General features: G+C 67.6%; 13 protein-coding genes. 6 read left to right on the forward strand and 7 right to left on the reverse strand.

Translation table 11 applies throughout. The annotated features are described in order from the left end of the window. The first annotated feature begins 6 nt into the window (after positions 1-6). The 4 genes from LN047_RS23660 to LN047_RS23675 are packed head-to-tail and all read left to right on the forward strand — an operon-like array spanning position 7 to position 4418. Positions 7-1518 (forward strand): amidase, encoded by a 1512-nt coding sequence (locus tag LN047_RS23660; RefSeq protein ID WP_373980364.1) that lies wholly within the window; start codon positions 7-9, stop codon positions 1516-1518. Continuing rightward, positions 1515-2654 (forward strand): transporter substrate-binding domain-containing protein, encoded by a 1140-nt coding sequence (locus LN047_RS23665; RefSeq protein WP_373980365.1) that lies wholly within the window; start codon positions 1515-1517, stop codon positions 2652-2654. The genes LN047_RS23660 and LN047_RS23665 overlap by 4 nt, the downstream gene beginning before the upstream one ends. Next, positions 2651-3259, forward strand: coding sequence for an ANTAR domain-containing response regulator (locus tag LN047_RS23670; RefSeq protein ID WP_056325766.1), 609 nt, complete (start codon positions 2651-2653; stop codon positions 3257-3259). The genes LN047_RS23665 and LN047_RS23670 overlap by 4 nt, the downstream gene beginning before the upstream one ends. Positions 3260-3263: 4 nt before the next feature. Further along, entirely contained in the window at positions 3264-4418 is a 1155-nt protein-coding gene (locus LN047_RS23675) for an iron-containing alcohol dehydrogenase (RefSeq protein ID WP_373980366.1), read from the forward strand. Positions 4419-4443: 25 nt separating this feature from the next. On the opposite strand, the gene LN047_RS23680 is transcribed toward LN047_RS23675, so the two are convergent. After that, positions 4444-5715 carry a PepSY-associated TM helix domain-containing protein gene (locus LN047_RS23680; RefSeq protein ID WP_373980367.1) on the reverse strand — a complete coding sequence of 424 codons (1272 nt, stop codon included), beginning with the start codon at positions 5713-5715 and terminating at the stop codon, positions 4444-4446. Positions 5716-5899: 184 nt separating this feature from the next. On the opposite strand from LN047_RS23680, the gene LN047_RS23685 reads away from it, so the two are divergent. Continuing rightward, positions 5900-7999 (forward strand): TonB-dependent siderophore receptor, encoded by a 2100-nt coding sequence (locus LN047_RS23685; protein ID WP_373980368.1) that lies wholly within the window; start codon positions 5900-5902, stop codon positions 7997-7999. 10 nt (positions 8000-8009) lie between these two features. Here the strand turns inward: LN047_RS23685 and LN047_RS23690 are convergent, their stop codons facing one another. Further along, positions 8010-8360, reverse strand: a complete 351-nt coding sequence (locus LN047_RS23690; RefSeq protein WP_373980369.1) for a Rap1a/Tai family immunity protein — start codon at positions 8358-8360, stop codon at positions 8010-8012. A 195-nt stretch (positions 8361-8555) separates the two neighbouring features. Here LN047_RS23690 and LN047_RS23695 point away from each other — a divergent pair, with 195 nt between their 5' ends. Beyond that, positions 8556-9770, forward strand: a complete 1215-nt coding sequence (locus LN047_RS23695; protein WP_373980370.1) for a benzoate/H(+) symporter BenE family transporter — start codon at positions 8556-8558, stop codon at positions 9768-9770. On the opposite strand, the gene LN047_RS23700 is transcribed toward LN047_RS23695, so the two are convergent. From LN047_RS23700 to LN047_RS23720, 5 genes are read right to left on the reverse strand one after another with little or no spacing between them, the layout of a single operon-like run. Beyond that, the gene (locus LN047_RS23700; RefSeq protein WP_373980371.1) at positions 9759-11255 is read right to left on the reverse strand and encodes a PLP-dependent aminotransferase family protein; all 1497 of its coding nucleotides are present in this window, start codon (positions 11253-11255) and stop codon (positions 9759-9761) included. The two genes, LN047_RS23695 and LN047_RS23700, sit on opposite strands and share 12 nt — an antisense overlap. A 28-nt stretch (positions 11256-11283) precedes the next feature. Further along, positions 11284-11892 (reverse strand): hypothetical protein, encoded by a 609-nt coding sequence (locus LN047_RS23705; RefSeq protein WP_142053390.1) that lies wholly within the window; start codon positions 11890-11892, stop codon positions 11284-11286. 54 nt (positions 11893-11946) lie between these two features. Then, positions 11947-15087 (reverse strand): T6SS effector BTH_I2691 family protein, encoded by a 3141-nt coding sequence (locus LN047_RS23710; protein ID WP_373980372.1) that lies wholly within the window; start codon positions 15085-15087, stop codon positions 11947-11949. Beyond that, positions 15084-16046, reverse strand: coding sequence for a hypothetical protein (locus LN047_RS23715; RefSeq protein ID WP_373980373.1), 963 nt, complete (start codon positions 16044-16046; stop codon positions 15084-15086). The genes LN047_RS23710 and LN047_RS23715 overlap by 4 nt, the downstream gene beginning before the upstream one ends. Then, the gene (locus LN047_RS23720; RefSeq protein ID WP_373980374.1) at positions 16043-18760 is read right to left on the reverse strand and encodes a type VI secretion system Vgr family protein; all 2718 of its coding nucleotides are present in this window, start codon (positions 18758-18760) and stop codon (positions 16043-16045) included. Before LN047_RS23720 ends, LN047_RS23715 begins: the two co-directional genes overlap by 4 nt. Positions 18761-18783: the final 23 nt, after the last annotated feature.

Genomic DNA, 18783 nt, shown 5'->3' on the forward strand with positions numbered 1-18783 from the left:
TCCAAGATGTCCCTTCCCCGTCCCACCCTGGAAGCGCTGGACCAGGCCGCGCGCCGCATCGGCCTGAATCTGGACGATGCCACGCTGCGCGCCTACGGCAGCATTCTGGAGGCCACGTTTGCCGACTATGACCAGGTCGATGCGCTGATCGATCAGCCGCCGGTGGTGCGCTATCCGCGCACGCCCGGCGTGCAGCCCGAAGACAATCCGCTCAACGCCTGGTATGTGCGCACCGAGATCGACGGCCGCCCCGGCGGTCCGCTGGCGGGCAAGCGCGTGGTGCTCAAGGACAACGTCTGCCTGGCCGGCGTGCCCATGATGAACGGCGCGGCCACGCTGCGCGGCTACGTGCCCGATCAGGACGCCACCGTCGCCACGCGCATTCTGGATGCCGGCGGCCGCATTGTCGGCAAGGCCCATTGCGAGTATTTCTGCGTGTCCGGCAGCAGCCATACCAATGCCGCGGGCCCGGTGCGCAACCCGCGCAACCCCGAGCACTCGGCCGGCGGCTCGTCCTCGGGTGCGGCGGCCCTGGTCGGCGCCGGCGAAGCCGACATGGCCATCGGCACGGACCAGGGCGGGTCGGTGCGCATTCCGGCGGCCTACTCCGGCATCTACGGCATGAAGCCCACCCACGGCCTCATTCCCTATACCGGCATCATGCCGATCGAAATGACGCTGGACCACGCCGGCATCATGACGGCCACTGTGGCCGACAACGCCTTGCTGCTGGACGCCATCGCCGGTGCCGACGGGCTGGACCCGCGCCAGCAAGGCCTTCCCGCCGAGCGCCCGTCCTATCGGGACGCGTTGGACATGCCGCTCAAGGGGTTGCGCGTTGGCGTCGTGCCCGAGGGCTTTGGCTGGGCAAACAGTGAAGCTGAGGTCGACGAAGCGGTGCGCAAGGCGGCCCGGGAGATGGCCGCGCTGGGCGCCGACGTCATCGAGCTGCCGGTGCCCCTGCACCGCAAGGGCCATGCCATCTGGACGCCGATCGCGGTCGAGGGCACCACCCAGCAGATGAAGGCCTTCAATTACGGCACCAACTGGAAGGGCCTGTATGTGACCGGCCTGATGCAGGCGCAACGGCACTGGCGCGACCACGCCGACGAATTCCCGCACGACGTCAAGACCTGCCTGCTGGCTGGCGAATACTTCTACGCGCGTTACGGCGGCCAGTACTATGGCAAGGCGCAAAACCTCGCGCGCCGTCTGCGCCAGGCCTATGATCAGGCTTTGGACCGCGTCGACCTGCTGTTGATGCCGACCGTGCCCATGCGCGCGCCCCGTCTCATCGATGCCGGCGCGGCCCCGGACCTCTTCGTGACCCGCGCCCTTGAAATGAACGCCAACACCGCGCCCTTCGACGTCACCGGCCATCCGGCCATCTCCGTGCCCTGCGCCCTGCGCGACGGCCTGCCCGTCGGCATGATGCTGGTGGGCCGCCATTTCGACGAAACGACGCTGTATCGCGCCGCCCATGCTTTCGAGCAATCGCTCGACTGGACATCGCTGTGACCGCCACCACCGGCCATCGGGTCGGCCTGCTGTTCTCGCACGAGAGCCTGACAGCGTCCACCGAGATCACCCAGGAAAACGCCACGCTGCTGGCCATCGACGAGGTCAATGCCGCGGGCGGCATCGGCGGCGTGCCCCTGGTACCTGTCAGCACGCGCGTGGGCGCCCAGCCGGCCGACTATCGCCAGGCCGCCGAATGGCTCTGCGACCGCGAGCGCGTGCCGCTGATCTTCGGCACCCATATGTCCAGCACCCGCAAGGCCGTGCTGCCGGTCGTCGAGAGCCGCCGCGCGCTGCTGTTCTACGCCACGCTCTACGAGGGTTTCGAGTACTCGCCCTATTGCTTCTACGGCGGCTCGGTGCCCAACCAGAACTCGGTGCAGCTGGCCAGTTACGTGATCCGCCACTTCGGCAACCGCGTGCTTTTCATTGGCGGCCAGTACGTCTACCCGCGCGAGTCCAACCGCATCATGCGCGAGCTCTACGAGCAAGCGGGCGGCGAAGTCGTCGACGAGGTCTACCTGCCGCTGAACGCGCCCCAGGAAGACCTGGCCGATGTGCTGAAACGCGCCGTGGCGTTGCGTCCGGACGCCATCTACTCGACCATGGTCGGCCGGGACATCGTCAAGCTGTACCGCGCCTACCGCGAGTTGGGCCTGGACCCGGCGCGCATGCCCATCGTCAGCCTTGCCACCAACGAGACCGACGTGGCGGCGCTTACCGCTGAAGAGGCCGAAGGCCACATCACGGCCGCGCCCTACTTCGCGTCCCTGAACACCGCGCCCAGCCGCCGGTTCGCCCAGGCCTACCATGCGCGCTTCGGCGAAGACAGCCCGATCACGGCAGGCGCCGAAGCCGCCTATTCCCAGGTCCATCTCGTGGCCGACGCCGCGCGCCGCGCGGGCGGTCTGGCCGTGCCCGACCTGGTGCAGGCCCTGGACGGCGCCCAGTTCGAAGCGCCCCAAGGCCTGGTCACCATCGATGGCGATACGCAGCACACCTCGCTCTGGCCGCGCATCGCGCGCATCGATGCGCAACGCCAGTTCAAGATCATCTACGCCGCGCGGGCCGCGGTGCGGCCGGTGCCGTACCTCGTGGACCACGCGCTCGACCCCGAGGCCCTGGCGCTACCGTGACCGCCTCTCTGACCCGGCCCGGCCGCAGCACCACGGCGCTGCGCGAACTGAACGGCCTGCGCGTGCTGGTCCTGCACCCGCAGGATGCCGAATCGCGTCTGTTGATGTCGCATCTGAAACGCATCGGCTGCGTGCCGACCCAGCAATGGCCGCTGCCCGATACGCTTTGCACCGACACCGACGTGGTCGTTCTGCCCATCGAAGAAGACTATCGCGATGCCATCCAGAAGCTGGCCGATGGCCTGAATGCGCTGAGCCCGCCGCTGGTCGGCATCGTCGAATACGAGAACCCCGCCACATTGCAACTGGTGCTGCATAGCGGCTGCACCGGCGTCATCGAGCGGCCGATCCGCCCTTTTGGCCTGCTGACCCAGCTGCTGCTGGCGCGTACCGCCTGGCGCCAGCAGGCCGCCACGATGGCTCACATGCGCAAGCTGGAAGGGCGATACGCCGCGGTCAGCAAGGTCGCCACCGCCAAGACGCTGCTGATCGCGCGCGAAGGCATCACCGAAAACGAGGCGCACCGCCGAATCCAGGGGCGCGCCATGGCCACGCGATCGTCGCTCGAAGACGTGGCGCAAACCATCATCAACGAATTCTCCTGATCCCATGTCCGCCTTTTCATTTCAGACCGTCCCCCACATTCTTGTCGAACCGGGCCTGGCCCGCCGTCTGGGCGCCCTGCTGCGCGAGCGCCACGCCGGCGCGCGCGCGGTGCTCGTCACCGACACCTTTCTGAACCGCAGCGGCGCGCTGCAACCGGCGCTGGACAGCCTGGCCGCCAGCGGCTGGCAGACGCTGGTGATCGACGATGTGGTCGCCGACCCGCCCGAAGCCGTGGTGCAGGCGGCCGCCGAACGCGCCCGCGCATTCGACGCCGACGTGGTGATCGGCTTTGGCGGCGGTTCGTCCATGGACGTGGCCAAGCTGGTGGCGTTGTTGTGCAAGAGCGATCAGCCGCTGGCCGCCATGTACGGCGTCAACCAGGTGCAAGGCCAGCGCCTGCCGCTGATTCAGGTGCCGACAACGGCCGGCACAGGCTCGGAAGTCACGCCGATCTCGATCGGAACCACGGGCGCCACCACCAAAAGCGGCGTGGTCGCGCCGCAGCTCTATGCCGACGCAGCCTTTCTGGATGCCGAACTGACGGTCGGCCTGCCGCCCGCCGCCACGGCCGCCACCGGCGTGGACGCGATGGTGCACGCCATCGAGGCCTACACCAGCAAACGCCTGAAGAATCCGCTGTCCGATCATCTGGCCATCCTGGCGTTGAAGCTGCTGTCCGCCAACCTGATCACCGTTTGCCGCGACGGCGCCAATCTGCAGGCGCGTTCGGACATGCTGCTGGGCGCGATGCTGGCCGGCCAGGCATTCGCCAATGCGCCAGTGGGTGGCGTGCACGCGCTGGCCTACCCTATCGGCGGCATATTCCATGTGCCGCATGGCCTGTCGAACGCGCTGGTGCTTCCCGCCGTGCTGCACTTCAATGCGCAGGCCGCGGCGCCTCTCTACGCCGAACTGGGGCGGGCCGTGGGCTTGCCGGCGGCCGCCGATGACGCCAGCGGCGCAGCCGCCTTCATCGCCTTCCTGGAAGACCTGATCCGCCAGGCCGAGTTGCCGAAGGGGCTGCGCGCCGTAGGCATCTCGGAAGCCGACTTGCCCACGCTGGCAAGCGCCGCCATGGCGCAGCAGCGCCTGCTGATGAACAACCCGCTGCCCATCGATGAGGCGCAGGCGCTGGACATCTACCGCGCCGCCTACTGAGCGGCCTGCCGCGCGGCCCTCGGCGTCATTTCAGCGCCTGGATGATCACGAGCGCAAGCCACATGCCGAGCAGGCCGCCGGCCAGCCAGCGCCACCGGCCCATGCGCCGCCACGCGGCTGCCCATGCAGACGGCTCGCGGGAATGCGGTGCGCCCGCTGGCGCACCGCGGCGCTTGAGCGCGGTGCGCGCCGACTCGGCGATGCGGATGCCGTAGAGATACGCGCCGGTCAGGGATAGCGTGGTCAACAACATTCCGAAAAGGCACCACAACGCCCGCACCGGCCAACCGCCAAACGTGCCGAAATGGAGGGGGTCGGCGGCCTCGCCGATGCGCTGGTGAACATTCATGTCCTGCCCGTCGTTGCGCCCCAGGATGGCGCCCGAGGCGATCTCCACGCCGATGACGTTGGCGCGCTCGCGCAACAGCCATCCGTTTGCCTGCCCTTCCAACAGCAACGCCTTTCCATTGGGGCTCGGCCGCACGCTGGAGATCTTCAGATCGGGCCACGCCGCCTGCGCCGCGGCGATTGCCCGGTCCACGTCCTGGGCGGCCAGCGGCGCGTGCGTGGCCGCGCCCTTGAGCTGCACGATCGTTGGCGGAAGCGGCGCCTTCGCCCCCAGTGATTCGGCCAGATACCAAAAGGCGGTCACGCCGATGAGCAGCATGAACCCGAGACTCCACACGCCCGCCAGGCGATGCACGTCGCCCCACGTCAGCCGCGGTTTGCCCTTGCGTGGCCAGGCCAGGAACCCGCGCCACCAACGCTTGTAGATGTAGAGGCTGCTGACCAGCATCAACAGGAGCGGGATCGACAGAAGGGCTACCAATGGCACGCCATATTTCGGGGGCAGCATGAGGTTGCGATGCGTGTCCCGCAGCCATCGCTGCGCGCTCCACCACGACGACTGCCCCGTCACTTGCGCGGTATGCGGATTCACCCACACCCGCAGCAATTCACCATTGTCCTGACGCATCAGCGCTTCGGCGGCAAAGCGCTCGCCGTGCGGCGCGGCCAGGCTGCGCAGGCGCAAGCCGGGGTGCGCCCGCTCCGCGGCCGCCAGCATTTCTCCCCAACTGGCCTGGCGGTCCTGGGGTGTCACGCGCATGGCGGGTTCGATCAGCCAATCGATCTCGGTCGCCACCACCGCCAGCGTCCCCGTACAGAAAATGAAGCTGAGCAGCAGGCACAGATTCATGCCAATCCAGCTATGCAGATCGAACCAAAGCCGGCGGGCGGACGAACGCGTCTTGGCTGCGGCAAGCGTGCCGGCGGAAGATTCAAGCGAAGACGGCATGAGACATGAATGTGATGTAAAGCGACACAGGGACGAAATTTTCGGGCGCATTGCCGCGCCCAACGCGCATTGTAGTGCTTATAATTAATCGTTGTTATTCTCATTCGCAAAGCACGTTGATCATCGATCTAGCGTGCCGCCGCGCATGCATACCCACCGCTTCTCCTGCGCCCGCCGTCCTTCCATGTCCTTGAATTCCTATTCGGCACTGGCCGCCGCCATCGTGCTGGCCGCCCCCTTTGCCGCTGTCGCTCAGACTGACGATTCCCCCGTGCAACTGCCCGCCGTGCGCGTCACCGGCGACGATGACGCCGGCCAGGACGGACTCTTCAACCCGGTCGCGCCGCCCTCCGTCAACAAGTCGTCCGTTCCCCTGTCCAAGACCCCGCAGTCGATCACCGTCGTGCCGCGAGCGGTTCTGGACGCGCAGCAGGCGCAGACCCTGGCCGACGCGCTGCATAACGTGCCCGGTGTGGTCGCCAATCAGTTTGGCCGCCGCGGCTGGGACGATCTCATCATCCGCGGGCAGGTCGCCTCGGATTCCCTGTTCCTGGACGGGCTGCGCACGGCGGCAAGCAACCGTGTCGCCGAACAACTCTTCGGCGTGGAACAAGTGGAAGTGCTGAAAGGGCCGGCCTCGCTGCTTTACGGTCAGGTCCTTCCCGGGGGCCTGGTCAACATGGTCAGCAAGCGTCCGCGTGCCGAGACCTTCGCCGAAGCGGCCACCACACTGGGCAGCCACGACTTCCGGCAGGCCACCCTGGACATGGGCACCCCGCTGTCGGACAACGGCAAGGCGGCGTTTCGCGTCAATGCCCTGGCCATGAATTCGAATGACGAAACCGACCACGTGTGGTTCAAGAATCGGTTCATCGCCCCTTCGCTGTCGCTGGATCTGGGTCCGCGCACGGATTTCACCATCCTGACCAGCTACCAGGAACGCCGCTACATCCGCCAGCAGGGACTGCCGATCGTCGGGACGGTCCAGTCCAACCCCAATGGCGCCATCCCCCGTGACCGCTTCACCGGCGAACCCGGCCAGGACCCCTATCGCGGCTACCAGAGCCGCGTGGGCTACGCGCTGACGCACCGCTTCGACAATGGCTGGACGGTCAACCAGAACGCGCGTTGGCAATCGTTCACGCTCAATGGCCAACTGGTCGCCAATGGCTTGCTGCGCGCCGACAATCGGACGCTGCGGCGCACCGCCACGGACCAGCACTGGGACGGCGACACGATCACGCTGGACACCAACGCGCAGCGCAGATTCGATACAGGATTCGGCGCCCACGACATCACGGTCGGCGTGGATTACCTGCGCACGCGCGAAAACAGCCTGTCGTACAACTGCTCGGTGCGGGACCTGGACGTCTACCAACCGGTTTACGGCAGCCCCATCAACTGCCCGGCCAATCCGCGCACCGACAGCAGCACCACCGTGCGCGCGATCGGCGTGTATGCGCGTGATCAGATCGCGCTGGGCGAGCGGTGGAACGCGGTGTTCGGCCTGCGCCATGACACCGCCAGCACCTATTCGACCAACCATCTCACGCAGGCCCGCGAGGACAGCAGCGATAACGCCATCACCGGGTCGGGCGCGCTGATGTACGAGATTGCGCCCGGCGTGCGCCCCTATATCAGCTACGCCACGTCGTTCTATCCCAACAGCGGCACCAACGTCGACGGCAACACCTTCAAGCCCGAAAGCGGCAGGCAATGGGAAGCCGGCGTGAAGATCGATCTTGACGACGGCGCCACCAGCATCACGGTGGCCGCGTTCGACCTGGAGCGGCGCAACGTCCTGCAGGCGGACCCGGTGAATGACGGCTACAGCATCGCGGTCGGCAAACAGCGCACGCGCGGCGCGGAACTGGGATGGGCGTCGGACCTGGGCAATGGCCTGAGCCTCATGGGCGGCTATGCCTATCTATCGGCCGTGGTCGTGGACGACGGCGGCCAAGTGCCCTCCACCAACAACACCCGGCTCAACAGCGTGCCGCGGCACAGCTTCAACGTGACGGCGCGCTATCGGATGCAGGGCAACCTGGCCGGCTGGGAGCTGACGGGCGGCCTTCGCGCAGAAGGAAGCCGCTATACCTACGGCTACGACATTCCCGGATATCTGGTGGCCGATGCAGGCGTGGCGTATGACGCGGGGCGTTGGCGGGCGGCCCTGACGATGAACAACCTGTTCGACAAACAGTATTACGCGGGCGGCGTGCGCAACGCCGTCGCGCTGGGGAATGGACGCACCACGTTGGTCAACCTGGCCTTGCGCTACTGAAGCGACGCCCCTACCGGCAAGGGAACGACCGCGCCAGCGCCTCGCCCACCAGCGGCCCGGCGTTCCCGTTCACCCGGCTACCTGGCAGCGCAGTCAGATAGCTGTACACCCGGTCTTTCAATTCATGCGGCAGGACGCCGGTTCGGGTGCACCAGACCGTGCCTTGCGTCTGATCGGCAATCCCGGTCACATAGGCCTGCGCATAGGCCGAAGAAAACTGGCGTGCCAGCGAGGCATCGCGAATCTCCGAGGGCATTTTTCCTTCCATGGCGGCGATCAGATCGGCGCCGGAAAAATGCCAGGTACGGACATCCTGCGCCTGGACGGTCACGCAGGAAAACAGCATGAAGATCGATGCCATGCGTTTCATTGTTCAACTTTCCTCTTTGAACCGGACTTCCGAATCTGACCGGAGAATAGCGTAGTCGTCACCGGTCGGCCCAAAGCGGTCTGCCCGTCCTACCGCATGTGGCAGGTATCAACATACCGCGTTCCTCATAGACTCCCCGTTCAAGTCCGGCCTGCGGCCGGGCGCCTCTTGAATGCGGAGCCACTCATGACAGCACCTCGGGCGGGTCTCAGACCCGCCGACTTCCTATCCCCCACCGTCGCAGCCCTGATTTCGGTCCTGGTGAACTACGGCGGCACCTTTGTCCTGGTGTTCCAGGCGGCCGAGCTGGCCCGGTTGTCGCCGGCGCAAACCACCTCCTGGGTATGGGCGGTTTCCGTCGGGGTGGGCGTGACCGGCGCGCTGCTGAGCTGGCGCTACAAGGCACCGATCATCACGGCATGGTCCACGCCTGGCGTCGCGTTCCTGGCAACCGTCATGCCTTTCACGCCTTATGGCGAAGTCATCGGCGCGTACATGCTTTCGGCGCTGGGCTTCATCGCGCTGGGGCTGTCGGGCGCTTTTGAAAAGCTTGTGCGCAGGATCCCGGGCGGCATTGCCGCCGGCCTGCTGGCGGGCATCCTGCTGCAGTTCGGCGTCAATGCCTTCGGCGGCGCCAGCGCCGACCCCCTGCTGGTGATCGTGCTGGTGATCTCCTACGCGCTGCTCAAGCGCTTTACCTCGCGCTTTGCCGTGGTCGGCATCCTGGCCATCGGCCTGGGACTGCTCATCATGCAAGGCCGCATCGACTTCTCGGCCGTCCATCTGCGCCTGGCGGCGCCCGTGTTCGAAATGCCCAGCTTCTCGTTGCAGGCCTTGCTGGGCGTCGCCCTGCCTCTTTTCATCATCACACTCACCGGCCAGTACATGCCCGGCATGCTGGTGCTGCGCAACGACGGCTACCGGACCAGCGCGAATCCGATCCTGACCGTGACCGGGCTGGGTTCGCTCGTCATGGCGCCCTTTGGCGCGCACGCGTTCAATGTCGCGGCCATCACCGCCGCCATCTGCACCGGCAAGGATGCCCATGAGGATCCCGCCAAGCGATACATCGCAGGTCTGGCCTGCGGCGTGTTCTACATCCTGGTGGGCACATTCGGCGTCACATTGGCGACGCTGTTCATGGTGCTGCCCAAGGCCTTCATCACCACGCTGGCCGGGCTTGCGCTGCTTGGCGCAATCGGCGGCAGCCTGGCCAACGCCATGGCTGACGCACGCACCCGGGAAACGGCGCTCATCACCTTCCTGGCCACCGCCGCGAACGTGACCCTGCTGGGCGTGGGCGGCGCATTCTGGGGGCTGGTGGCCGGCCTGACCGCGCACCTGCTGATGCATGGCGGCCGGGCCTTCATTCTGCCCCGCGAAGGCCGGTCAGGCGCTTGACAACGCGTTCGACAGACGCAACACGGCGTCCTCGATCTCGTAGGCTGTCAGCGACGCGTAGCCCAACAGCCAGCCCGGCTGCTTGAACTCGCCGGCATACAGGCGGCTCAGCCCGGGCAGGCGCAGACCGGCGCGCTCTGCCAGACGGAGGGTCTTTTCCTCGGTCCAGCCTGGCTGAAGCAGGCATGGAATCTGCAAGCCGCCCGGCGGGCGCACGGCCTGCACGACGCCGCTCAGCCGCTTTACCAGCGACGCCAGCAGCACCTCGCGGCGTCCCGCGTACAGCTTGCGCATCGCCCGCACGTGCGTGTGGTAATGACCGTCTTCCATGAAGCGGGCCAGCGTCAGCTGCAGTATCTGCGGCGTGTGTCCGTCCATGATGCTGCGCGCCCGTGAAAAGGCGTCGACCAGTTCCAGCGGCAGCGCCATGTACCCCATCCTGAGGCCGGGATACAGCGTCTTGCTGAACGTGCCCAGGTACAAGGTGCGTTGATGCCGGTCCAGGCCCTGCACGCAAGCGGTTGGCAACCCGTCGTAATGGAACTCGCTGTCGTAGTCGTCCTCGATGATCCACTTGCCATGGCTTGCGGCCCAACCGATCAGCGCCAGCCTGCGTTCCAGCGACAATGTCACGCCGGTCGGATACTGGTGCGACGGCGTCACGTACACGCAACTGGCGCCGCTGCGGTCCGCGTGCAAGAGATCCGTGCGTATGCCCTGCGCATCGACGTCGATGGGTACGATCCGCGTCTCCGCGGCTTCGAACGCCTTGCGGGCGCCGAAGTAGCCGGGATTCTCCATCAGGATGGGCGTGTCCGCGTCCGCCAGCAGTTGCGCGCACAGATAGAGGGCTTGCCGGGTGCTGCTCAGCACCAGCACCTGCTCGGGCAACACCTTGGCGCCGCGCTCCAGGTTCAGGTAGGCCGCGATCGCGCGGCGCAGCGGTTCGGCGCCCTGCGGGTCGCCATGCAGCAGCACGTGGGCGCGGTTGTCCTTCATGACCTGGCGCTGCAGGCGCTCCCAGACGCCGGTGGGAAACGTGCGCGTCTCGGGCAGTCCGGTGGCGAACGCCTTGATGACCTGCTGGTCGGAAACGCCGCCGCTCTCCAGGATCGCCCGCCCGCGCCTGCTCAGGCCTGTGCCGGGCTGCGCCGCGCCCGGCTGGCGCGCAAGCGTTGCCCGCTTGCGCGTCGCGCCCCGCAGCTCGATGCCCACCGTCTCGGACACATAGCTGCCCGAACCCTCGCGGCGCACGATGTAGCCGTCGCGGTGCAGTTGCACATAGGCGTTTTCGACGGTGTCGCGCGACACGCCCAGCGACTTGGCCAGGCCGCGCGTCGCGGGCAGCTTGACCCCCGGGCCCAGCGCGCCGTCCAGGATCAGCGCCCGCAGCGCCCGTTGGATGCGCTGATGCAGGTCCAATCGCTGGAGCGCCGCCTCGCTCATCCGAATCTTGAGCGTGTCCAGCTGGAATGTCGTTGCCATGAGGTCGCGTAACGGTCTGCGGCCGCCCTCAACCCCGCTTGCCGAACAGCAGGGCCAGGCCGAACACCGCGCCAAGCCCGCCCACCACCGCCAGCGAGATCGACGGTTCGCGCAGGTTCAGCGCCATGATGGCCGAGCCCGCGCCCAAGGCCGTGATCACGCCGCCCACCAGACGCCCGCCCGTCGATCCGTAGAAATGCGTGCGGCGCGCGGCGGCCGTGCCCGCCGGCTGCCGCGCCTGCCACGCCGCCAGCGCCGCTTCAAATTCGCGCAGCAGCCTTTCGCGGCTGGGCAAGTCCGCCGGGCTGACCAGCAGCGTGGGCAGGCCGGGACGGACCAGTTTCAGGTAGTCGTCCGTGCCCCAACTGCTCAGGTCGGCAAAGGCGATGGGCGACCGGCGAGAAAACTCCAGGCCATCCGGCGTCACCCTGACGGCGTTGCGCGTGGGAAAGCCCTTGAATGCCACCAGCGGCGGCACCAGCAGGCCCAGCACGGCCAGCGCCGCGCCCAACCCGATCGGCCCCCGGTTCAGCACCACCAGCATGAAGCTGCCCGCCGCCAGCACGAACGCCAGCGGCACCGACAACTGATGCCATCGCGTGTACACCGCCGCCTGGATCCCTTCACTGCTTTTCATGCTTGCCGCCCATGCTGGTCTGTCGTCTGCGAAATCATCCGGCAGGTTGCCGGGTCAATTGCTTGCTTTTATCAGATTGGAGCCGTTGCCGCCCATCGGCACCGAGCGGATGTCGGGCATGCGGTCCGGATCGGGCCAGTATTCGATCTTGATGATCGCTTCCTGGAAGATGTCGTCATCGACCAGCACTTCGGTGCGCAGCACCGCGCAGCCATTGCTGACGTTGAACTTCACGACCTCTTCCCACGGCTTGCTCGTGAACTCGATGGGTTGGCTCCGGTCCTTGCGTATCCAGCGCCACGCATCGGCCCATCCCGGGCGGGAGGCCATGTTGTCCACGTACTTGTCCATGCGGTCGGCCCAAGTCTCCGGCTTGGGCCGGCCTTGCACGAGCTGCGCATTGGAGGGACCGCGCGGCTGCAATTCGGGGTCGTTCGAACGCATCGACCCCTTGCTGGACACCACGGCGCTCACGCCCTCGCCCACCAGCTTCAGGCTGTAGGCGTAGTCGCTGTGCTCGGTATAGCCGGGCATCACCACTTCCAGCACCAGCCGGTCGCGGCCAAAAATTTCGCCTTGCCACAGGCCCTTCCAGTCCAGCGTCACGCGCACGCCGAACACCGCGCGGTTGAACTCGTAAAGTTCCTCTTCGCGGTTCTCGTACAGCGGGCGGTCCTCCACGTTTTCAAACGCCGCCGAGCGCATGCAGCACCGGGTGAACCAGATCTCCAGTTCGCTGTCCTTGGCGCTGTCGCCCCAGAACTTGAAGTACAGGCCGGCCGCAAGCAGGCACAGGCCCAGCACGATCCAGCCCCAGACCGGAATCCCCAGCAGCACCGTGCCGCCGCTGGTCAATCCGACCATCGCGCTGCCAAACCCGCCGGCCCCCGCCACCACGCCGGCCGCGCTGAAGGCGCCGCCCAGGCTGACCAGCGCCGTCGCCACGCCGGTCAAGCCGGACAGCAACAGGAACATCGAGGACGTCGCATACGCGCCGCCGGCCTCGTAGTTCTTGACGTCGTACTGGTCCACGGCGCTGAGCGCGTTGTTGGCGCCATCCACAAACGTGGCCGCCGCCGCGAACACGGCGCCCGCCGTGCGCACGGTGGCCAGACGCATGTTCAGGGTCAGGTTCATCGAATACGCGGTATTCGTGCCCACGCGCGCGCCGATCGCGCCCGCCGTGGCTTCGATCGCCACGCTGCCCACGCCCAGCACGCCGGACGTGATGCCGAACCAGGCCTTGCGCGCCGCCTTCGCATCGCCGATGGCGTCGGCCTTGTTCAAGTCCGACACAGACGTGTACAACGCCACCAACGTCAACACGCCCGTCGCGCTTGCGTTCTGGCCGTCCCGCGTCTTGGCCCACTTGACCAGCCCGGCCAGCGGCGACATCGTGGGCGCCGGCAAGGCCAGCACCCTGGGCGGCGACGGCAGGGACAACTGCGGCGAGGCCGCGGGGCGAGAAGGCGGCGGCGCGTTGGCGGCCGCGTTCAGCTGCGCGTCGACCTCCTCGGGAATGATGTAGTTGATGGTCAGCGGGGTGGAGCGTTCGGCCTGCGTGCCGATCCAGCCGGACTGCATGTGCTTGTTCGCGTAGATCCCGCCCCCGCCGCCGACCGTGACCGACGTCAGATTCGGCTCCCAGACGATCTGGTGCATGTCCGCGATCATTCGCGGCAGCGTCGTCGTATGCGTGCGCACCGCCACCACGATGTTCATGCGCGCCGACACGCTCAACGTGACGCGCGCCGCCACCCGTTCGGCGATGGGGTCGCCCGACAGGGTCAGGCGCAGAAGCTGCGTGGCCATGAAGCGGCCAATCGCCGAGCCCGCCGCCCGCATGGGCGGCAGCTTGCCGTCGGCCGCCCGCAACTTGATCCAATCGTTGTAGCTCTTGACCATCTTGCGCAGGTTGGACACCTGCTTGGAGATCACCTTGCCTTTGCCTTCCCGGTTCAGGAAGGCCAGCAAGTCGCCATCGTTGCCCGCCAGCGACCGCCATATCGCCTCGTAGGTGCCGTCGACCATGTCCTCGTCTTTCAGCGAGTCATCGATGGCCTTGTGCTCGCTGGCCACCGCGCCCGCGCCATCGACGCACATCGCCATGTCGTCTTCCAGGCGCTCGCCGGCGGCGGCGTCCTTGGGCGAATACGCCTTGCACGCCAGCCAGAACGTATCTCGGCCATACCACCAGGCCCAGTCCTTGCCCGCGCCCTCGATCTTGTCGCGCATGCGGGCAATGGCCGCCTTGTTTTCGCTGAGCGTCCTGGTGACCTTGCCGGTGTCGATGCGCTCGCGCAAGCGCTGGCGTTCGTCGCTGGACGATTCCATCTGCTTTTCCAGCCCGTCGATGATCTGCGCCACCGCCACTTCGCGCAGCCGGGTGGGCTCCAGATGATGCTCGGCCAGCTCGCCCATGCACTTGTTGCGCCAGGTGGAAATGTCGGCCAGCACGCCCACCGGATCGCGCAGCGCCAGCGCCACGCCGCCCTTGGGCGTCATCTGCCGCATCTTGCCGGCCATCGCCGCGGCCTGCCCGCCAAACAGCGTGACGCCGGGGGTCAGCGTGTTGGCAAACAAGGTCGCCGCGCCGGCGGCGTCCCGGAACTCGATCGAATGCTTGGCCAGATTGGCGCCGTCTTCCGCCACGCGAAAGCCCGTTTCGGGCTTGGGGTAGCCCCCCGCCCAGACGGCCTTGGCGTCCAGTTCCACCATGACCTTCTTGCGCCAGCGATCGTTGCGCGCCAGCTCGCGGCGGATATCCTGCGTCCACCACACGCGCGAATAGCCGACCCACACGCTGCGCGACGCGTTTGCGGGCGCCTCGACGTTGATCAACGCCGATTCCAGGCCGTGGCCTTCGCGCGTGCACGTGAACGTCGGTTGCTCGGACGGACGGTTATCGTCGTCAACCGGCACTTCCTTCATCTGCCCCGTTGCCGTGGCCGCGAACGCGCGCCAGCCGTAGCTGCGGCGCGGATCCCAAAGGTACACGTAGCCAGCCGTGATTGCGCGCAGCATGTAGGCGCCCTGGCGCATGGTCTCGTAGTACAGCTCGGGATCCGTGTACACGCCGTCGGGCAAATCGTTCTTGCCGCCCGGCACGTACGCAATTCGCATCGGCAGGATGGGCAGCCCCGGCCGGCCGCAGAACTTGCCCTTGCAGGGCAACGCGTCGTAGTCAGTCGTCATGCTTGCAGATCCTCCCGCGCCTGCGCCTCTTGCGCAAACCGCTGCCAATCCTCGTCGTCCATATCCTGCGCGGCGCCGCGCAGGCGGCCGCCTTCTTCTTGCACCTCGCGCAGCAAGGCCGCAAACGACGGCGCACGTTCCAGCGGCGCGTCCAGGCGCACTCGCCAGGCGGCGAACAGCGCCACGTCTTCATCGTCGTCAATCCCGCACTCCGCGGCCGCGTCCAGTGCGCGGCGAACCGAGTCCAGCACGGACGGCCCCACGCACAGGCCTTTCGCGTTCAAGCGCTGCAGCACCGCGTTGATACGCCCCAGCCGCGCAAGGCGCGGCCAGTCAGGCGTCACGGTCTGCATCGGACCCGGCACATCCGGCAGCACCTGCCAGCGCGCAAAGCCGTCTACCGTCATCCACGTGACGCCCGGTATCCAAGAGGCGGGCGCCGTGCCCGCGTACAGCTCGCTCTGGTATTGCGTGGTGCGCGGGTCCCAGAAGCGCAGGATGCGCACGCGCGCCTGCGCGTCGCGCAAACGGGCGCGCAGCGCGAGCCGCTGCGCCACTTCGGCCAGCGGCAGGTCCGTGGCCAGCCACGCCGCCATCGACCGGGGCCGCTTGGCGGCGGGCGCGGGACGCAAAGCTTCGTCCACCGCCACGCGGAGGCTGGCGTTGATCAGCCGCTCATGGCGAACCTCGTCCGGCACCTCTGCCAGATACAGCGGCGGCGCGGCCGCGCCCTGCGAGATCAGCTCGACCTCGCGCCGCGCCAATCCAGCAGCCGCGATGTCGTCGGCCAGCGGATCGGCCAAGGTGGAATCGCACAAGAGCAGCACGCGCCGGCTGGCGCGGCCGTCCAGCACGGCCCGCAAGCCCGCGATGGCGCGTTCGACACAGTCCTCGGCGCGCGGCGGCTCCCAACGTGCTTGAGACGCTTGCGCCAGACGGGGCGTTGACGGTGCCATCATGCCGCCAATGCGCCGCTGCCGGCCGCGTCTTCGAGCGCCGCGGCGCAGCCTTCCATATCGCCCTGCGGCGGTTGCGCCGGGCCGGTCCCGCTTTGCGGTCCCACCCAGTTGTGCACACCCGCCTTCAATTCCACCTTGCCGGGCGCATGCAATTGAATCCCTCCGCCCTCGATCCGCATGTACGCGCCGGCCGCCGTGGCCAACACCTTTTTCGATGCGTTCACGTCCACGGCGCCTTGGGCCGAGGCCAGCGTCACCGACTTCTCGGCGGCCAGGCGCATGCGCGCCTTCTGGCTTTGCATCCGCAACTGCCCGCCTGCCGCGTGCAACCGGATCCCTTTCTCCGGCACGGCCCGGCCGTCGCCGCCCAAGCCTTTGGTGAACAAAACCACGCCCTGCGCCACGCACAGGGACAGGTGCGCGCCCGCGGCCCAGTTCACATCCGGCGCCACCTGGCACAAGGTGGCGCCCGCCACGGCAAACGCATGCTTCGGCGTGTACTGGCCAATGCCCTTCGGGGCGCTGACCTGGATGTGCGGCAGGCTGTACGCCGGCACCTGCACGCCTTCCTCGGCGCGGGTGCCTTCGATGATCTTGCGCACGGCGTCCAGTTCATCCAGCGGACGCGTCTTGTCGCCGTCGCCGTCCAGCTTCGCTTCCTGGCGCGCCGCCGTGGCCGACAGCTCTTTGGCCTGCTCGATGGCCTTTTCCATCTGCTGGATCGCCGGCTCGCTATCGAGCAGGCCGCCCGTCGCGCCCTCGCGCTTGTCCGCGCTGATCAGCAGGCCCTCGCCCGCGCGCAACGCCACGGCCTCGCTGGTCGCCAGTTCCGCGCCATGTCCCAGGTCGGACAGACGCTCGTTGTCGCGCTGCTGCTTCAAGTGGCCTAGGTTCAGCCGCGCCTCGGCCTGCGTGGTCGATGCCGTCAGGCGCGACTGTCCCGGCGTGTCGTCCTGCACCAACTGGTTGTAGCCGCCCATGCCCTGCCCGCTATCGGCCAGCGCCTGTGTCTTGAAGCCCGACATCACCACGTTGTGCGCGTGCCCGGCCTCGCTGCCCGCGAACCAGGCCGGCGCGTTGCCGGTGGCCTTGGCGGCGCCGGCCTGCACCTGGTTGTTGGCGGCGTTCTCGCTGCCCGCGCCGTTATACAGCGCGCCCACCACCACCGGCCGGTCGATGTCGCCGTGCATGAACTGCACCAGCACCTCCTGTCCCAGGCGGGGCACGAAGTGACCGCCCCAGTCCGATCCCGCCACCGGTTCGGCCACGCGCACCCACGTGCCCAGCGCGTCGCTGGCCGGTGCGTTGTCTTCGCCCGCGGGGTGATCCTGGCGATTGCTGGACGCGCTGCCGCGCTGCCAATGGAATTGGATCTTGATGCGGTGGTCGCGGTCCGTATGGACCGGATCGTTCGCCCCAATCACCAGCGCCGTCTGCGCGCCGTGCACGGTGGGACGGGGATGCAGGCGTGCGCCGTGGCCATCCACCGTGCTGGGGCGGTACTCCAGCGTGGCGGCAATCGCCTCGAAGCGGTTGCGATAGAAATCCGCTCCGGCGTCTTCGGCGTTGCCCGGGCCCTGGTTTTCCCCTGCCGCGCCCAGGGCGTCGGCCACCGCGCGGCCCAGGCTTTCATCGAAATTGTTGCGGGCCTCGTGCGCGATGCGCAGCACCACGAATTCGGCGCCCGCCCCCTGCGACGGCCCGAAATGCCCCGTCAGCGTAAAGCGCTGCCCCGGCGCCAGCGTGCGCGCGGTGCCCTCGCCTTCATGCAACGACTGGCGCACCCGCTGCGCGGCCAACGCGTTGTGCGCAAGCCGCTCGCCCTGGGCGCCGTCTTCGAACAGATACTGGCCGGGGTAGTCCGAATCCGCCAGTTCCACGGCGTTGGCCAGTTTGTCCTCGACCTGCGCGCTGACGCGCCGCGCCTGCATCGCGCGGTAATCCCACGTGGCCAGCCGCACGGCGTTGGTGCGCCACGCGCGGCGCTGGCGCCACGCCTGGATGGTGTCTTCGGTTTCGGTCGCGTCCGCGCGCTGGAATTTGATGCTGTCCTGCGGCCCGGCCTTGAATGCGCCGTTGTGGTCGGCAATGACCACGGTATGGCCGCCCGGCGCGCCGTCACCGGCTTCGTGCTCGACCCAATAGAAGAGCCCCTCTTCGGCCAGCAGCCGCTCGACAAAGGCGAAGTCGGTCTCGCGGTACTGAATCGTCAGGCTGCGCTTGGCGTAAGCGTCCCGGTCCTTCACTTCCCAGCGCCACTGCGCCGCCACCGCGCCCTGCCCGTTGTAGTCGCCGAACACGCTGTCCACGATGTCGATCACCGACAAGTCCTGGAAGGCGAAGCTGTCGCGGCGCTGGCGCAGCAGCGCCAGCCACGGCTCGATGCGCAGCCGGTAGCGCGCGAAGCCGCCGTTGGCTCCTTCAAATCGCGCCTCCGTCACCAGGCCGCACCACACGCGATGCGCGTCACGGCCCAAGGCCGTTTGCAGCTTTACCTGCGCCGGCTGGCCGATCAGCGACTTCAGCGGCACATGCGCATCGTCCGACAGCGCATCGACCATCAGCGCAAAACCGCCATCGCTCAGTTGCTCGGTGCCCTGAAGACGCTCGGCCAGCAGCTTGTCCGGCCCCAGCGGCGTGCACAGGTCGAGCAGGCGGTCGGCCTGCGTGAAGCCCGCGCCCAATGGGCTGGCGGCGGCAAGTGTCTGAGCCATGTTGGCGTAACCTCTCTGTCTTG

Origin of the sequence: Achromobacter sp. JD417, assembly GCF_041879325.1 — a bacterium.
Lineage (GTDB): Bacteria > Pseudomonadota > Gammaproteobacteria > Burkholderiales > Burkholderiaceae_B > Achromobacter > Achromobacter mucicolens.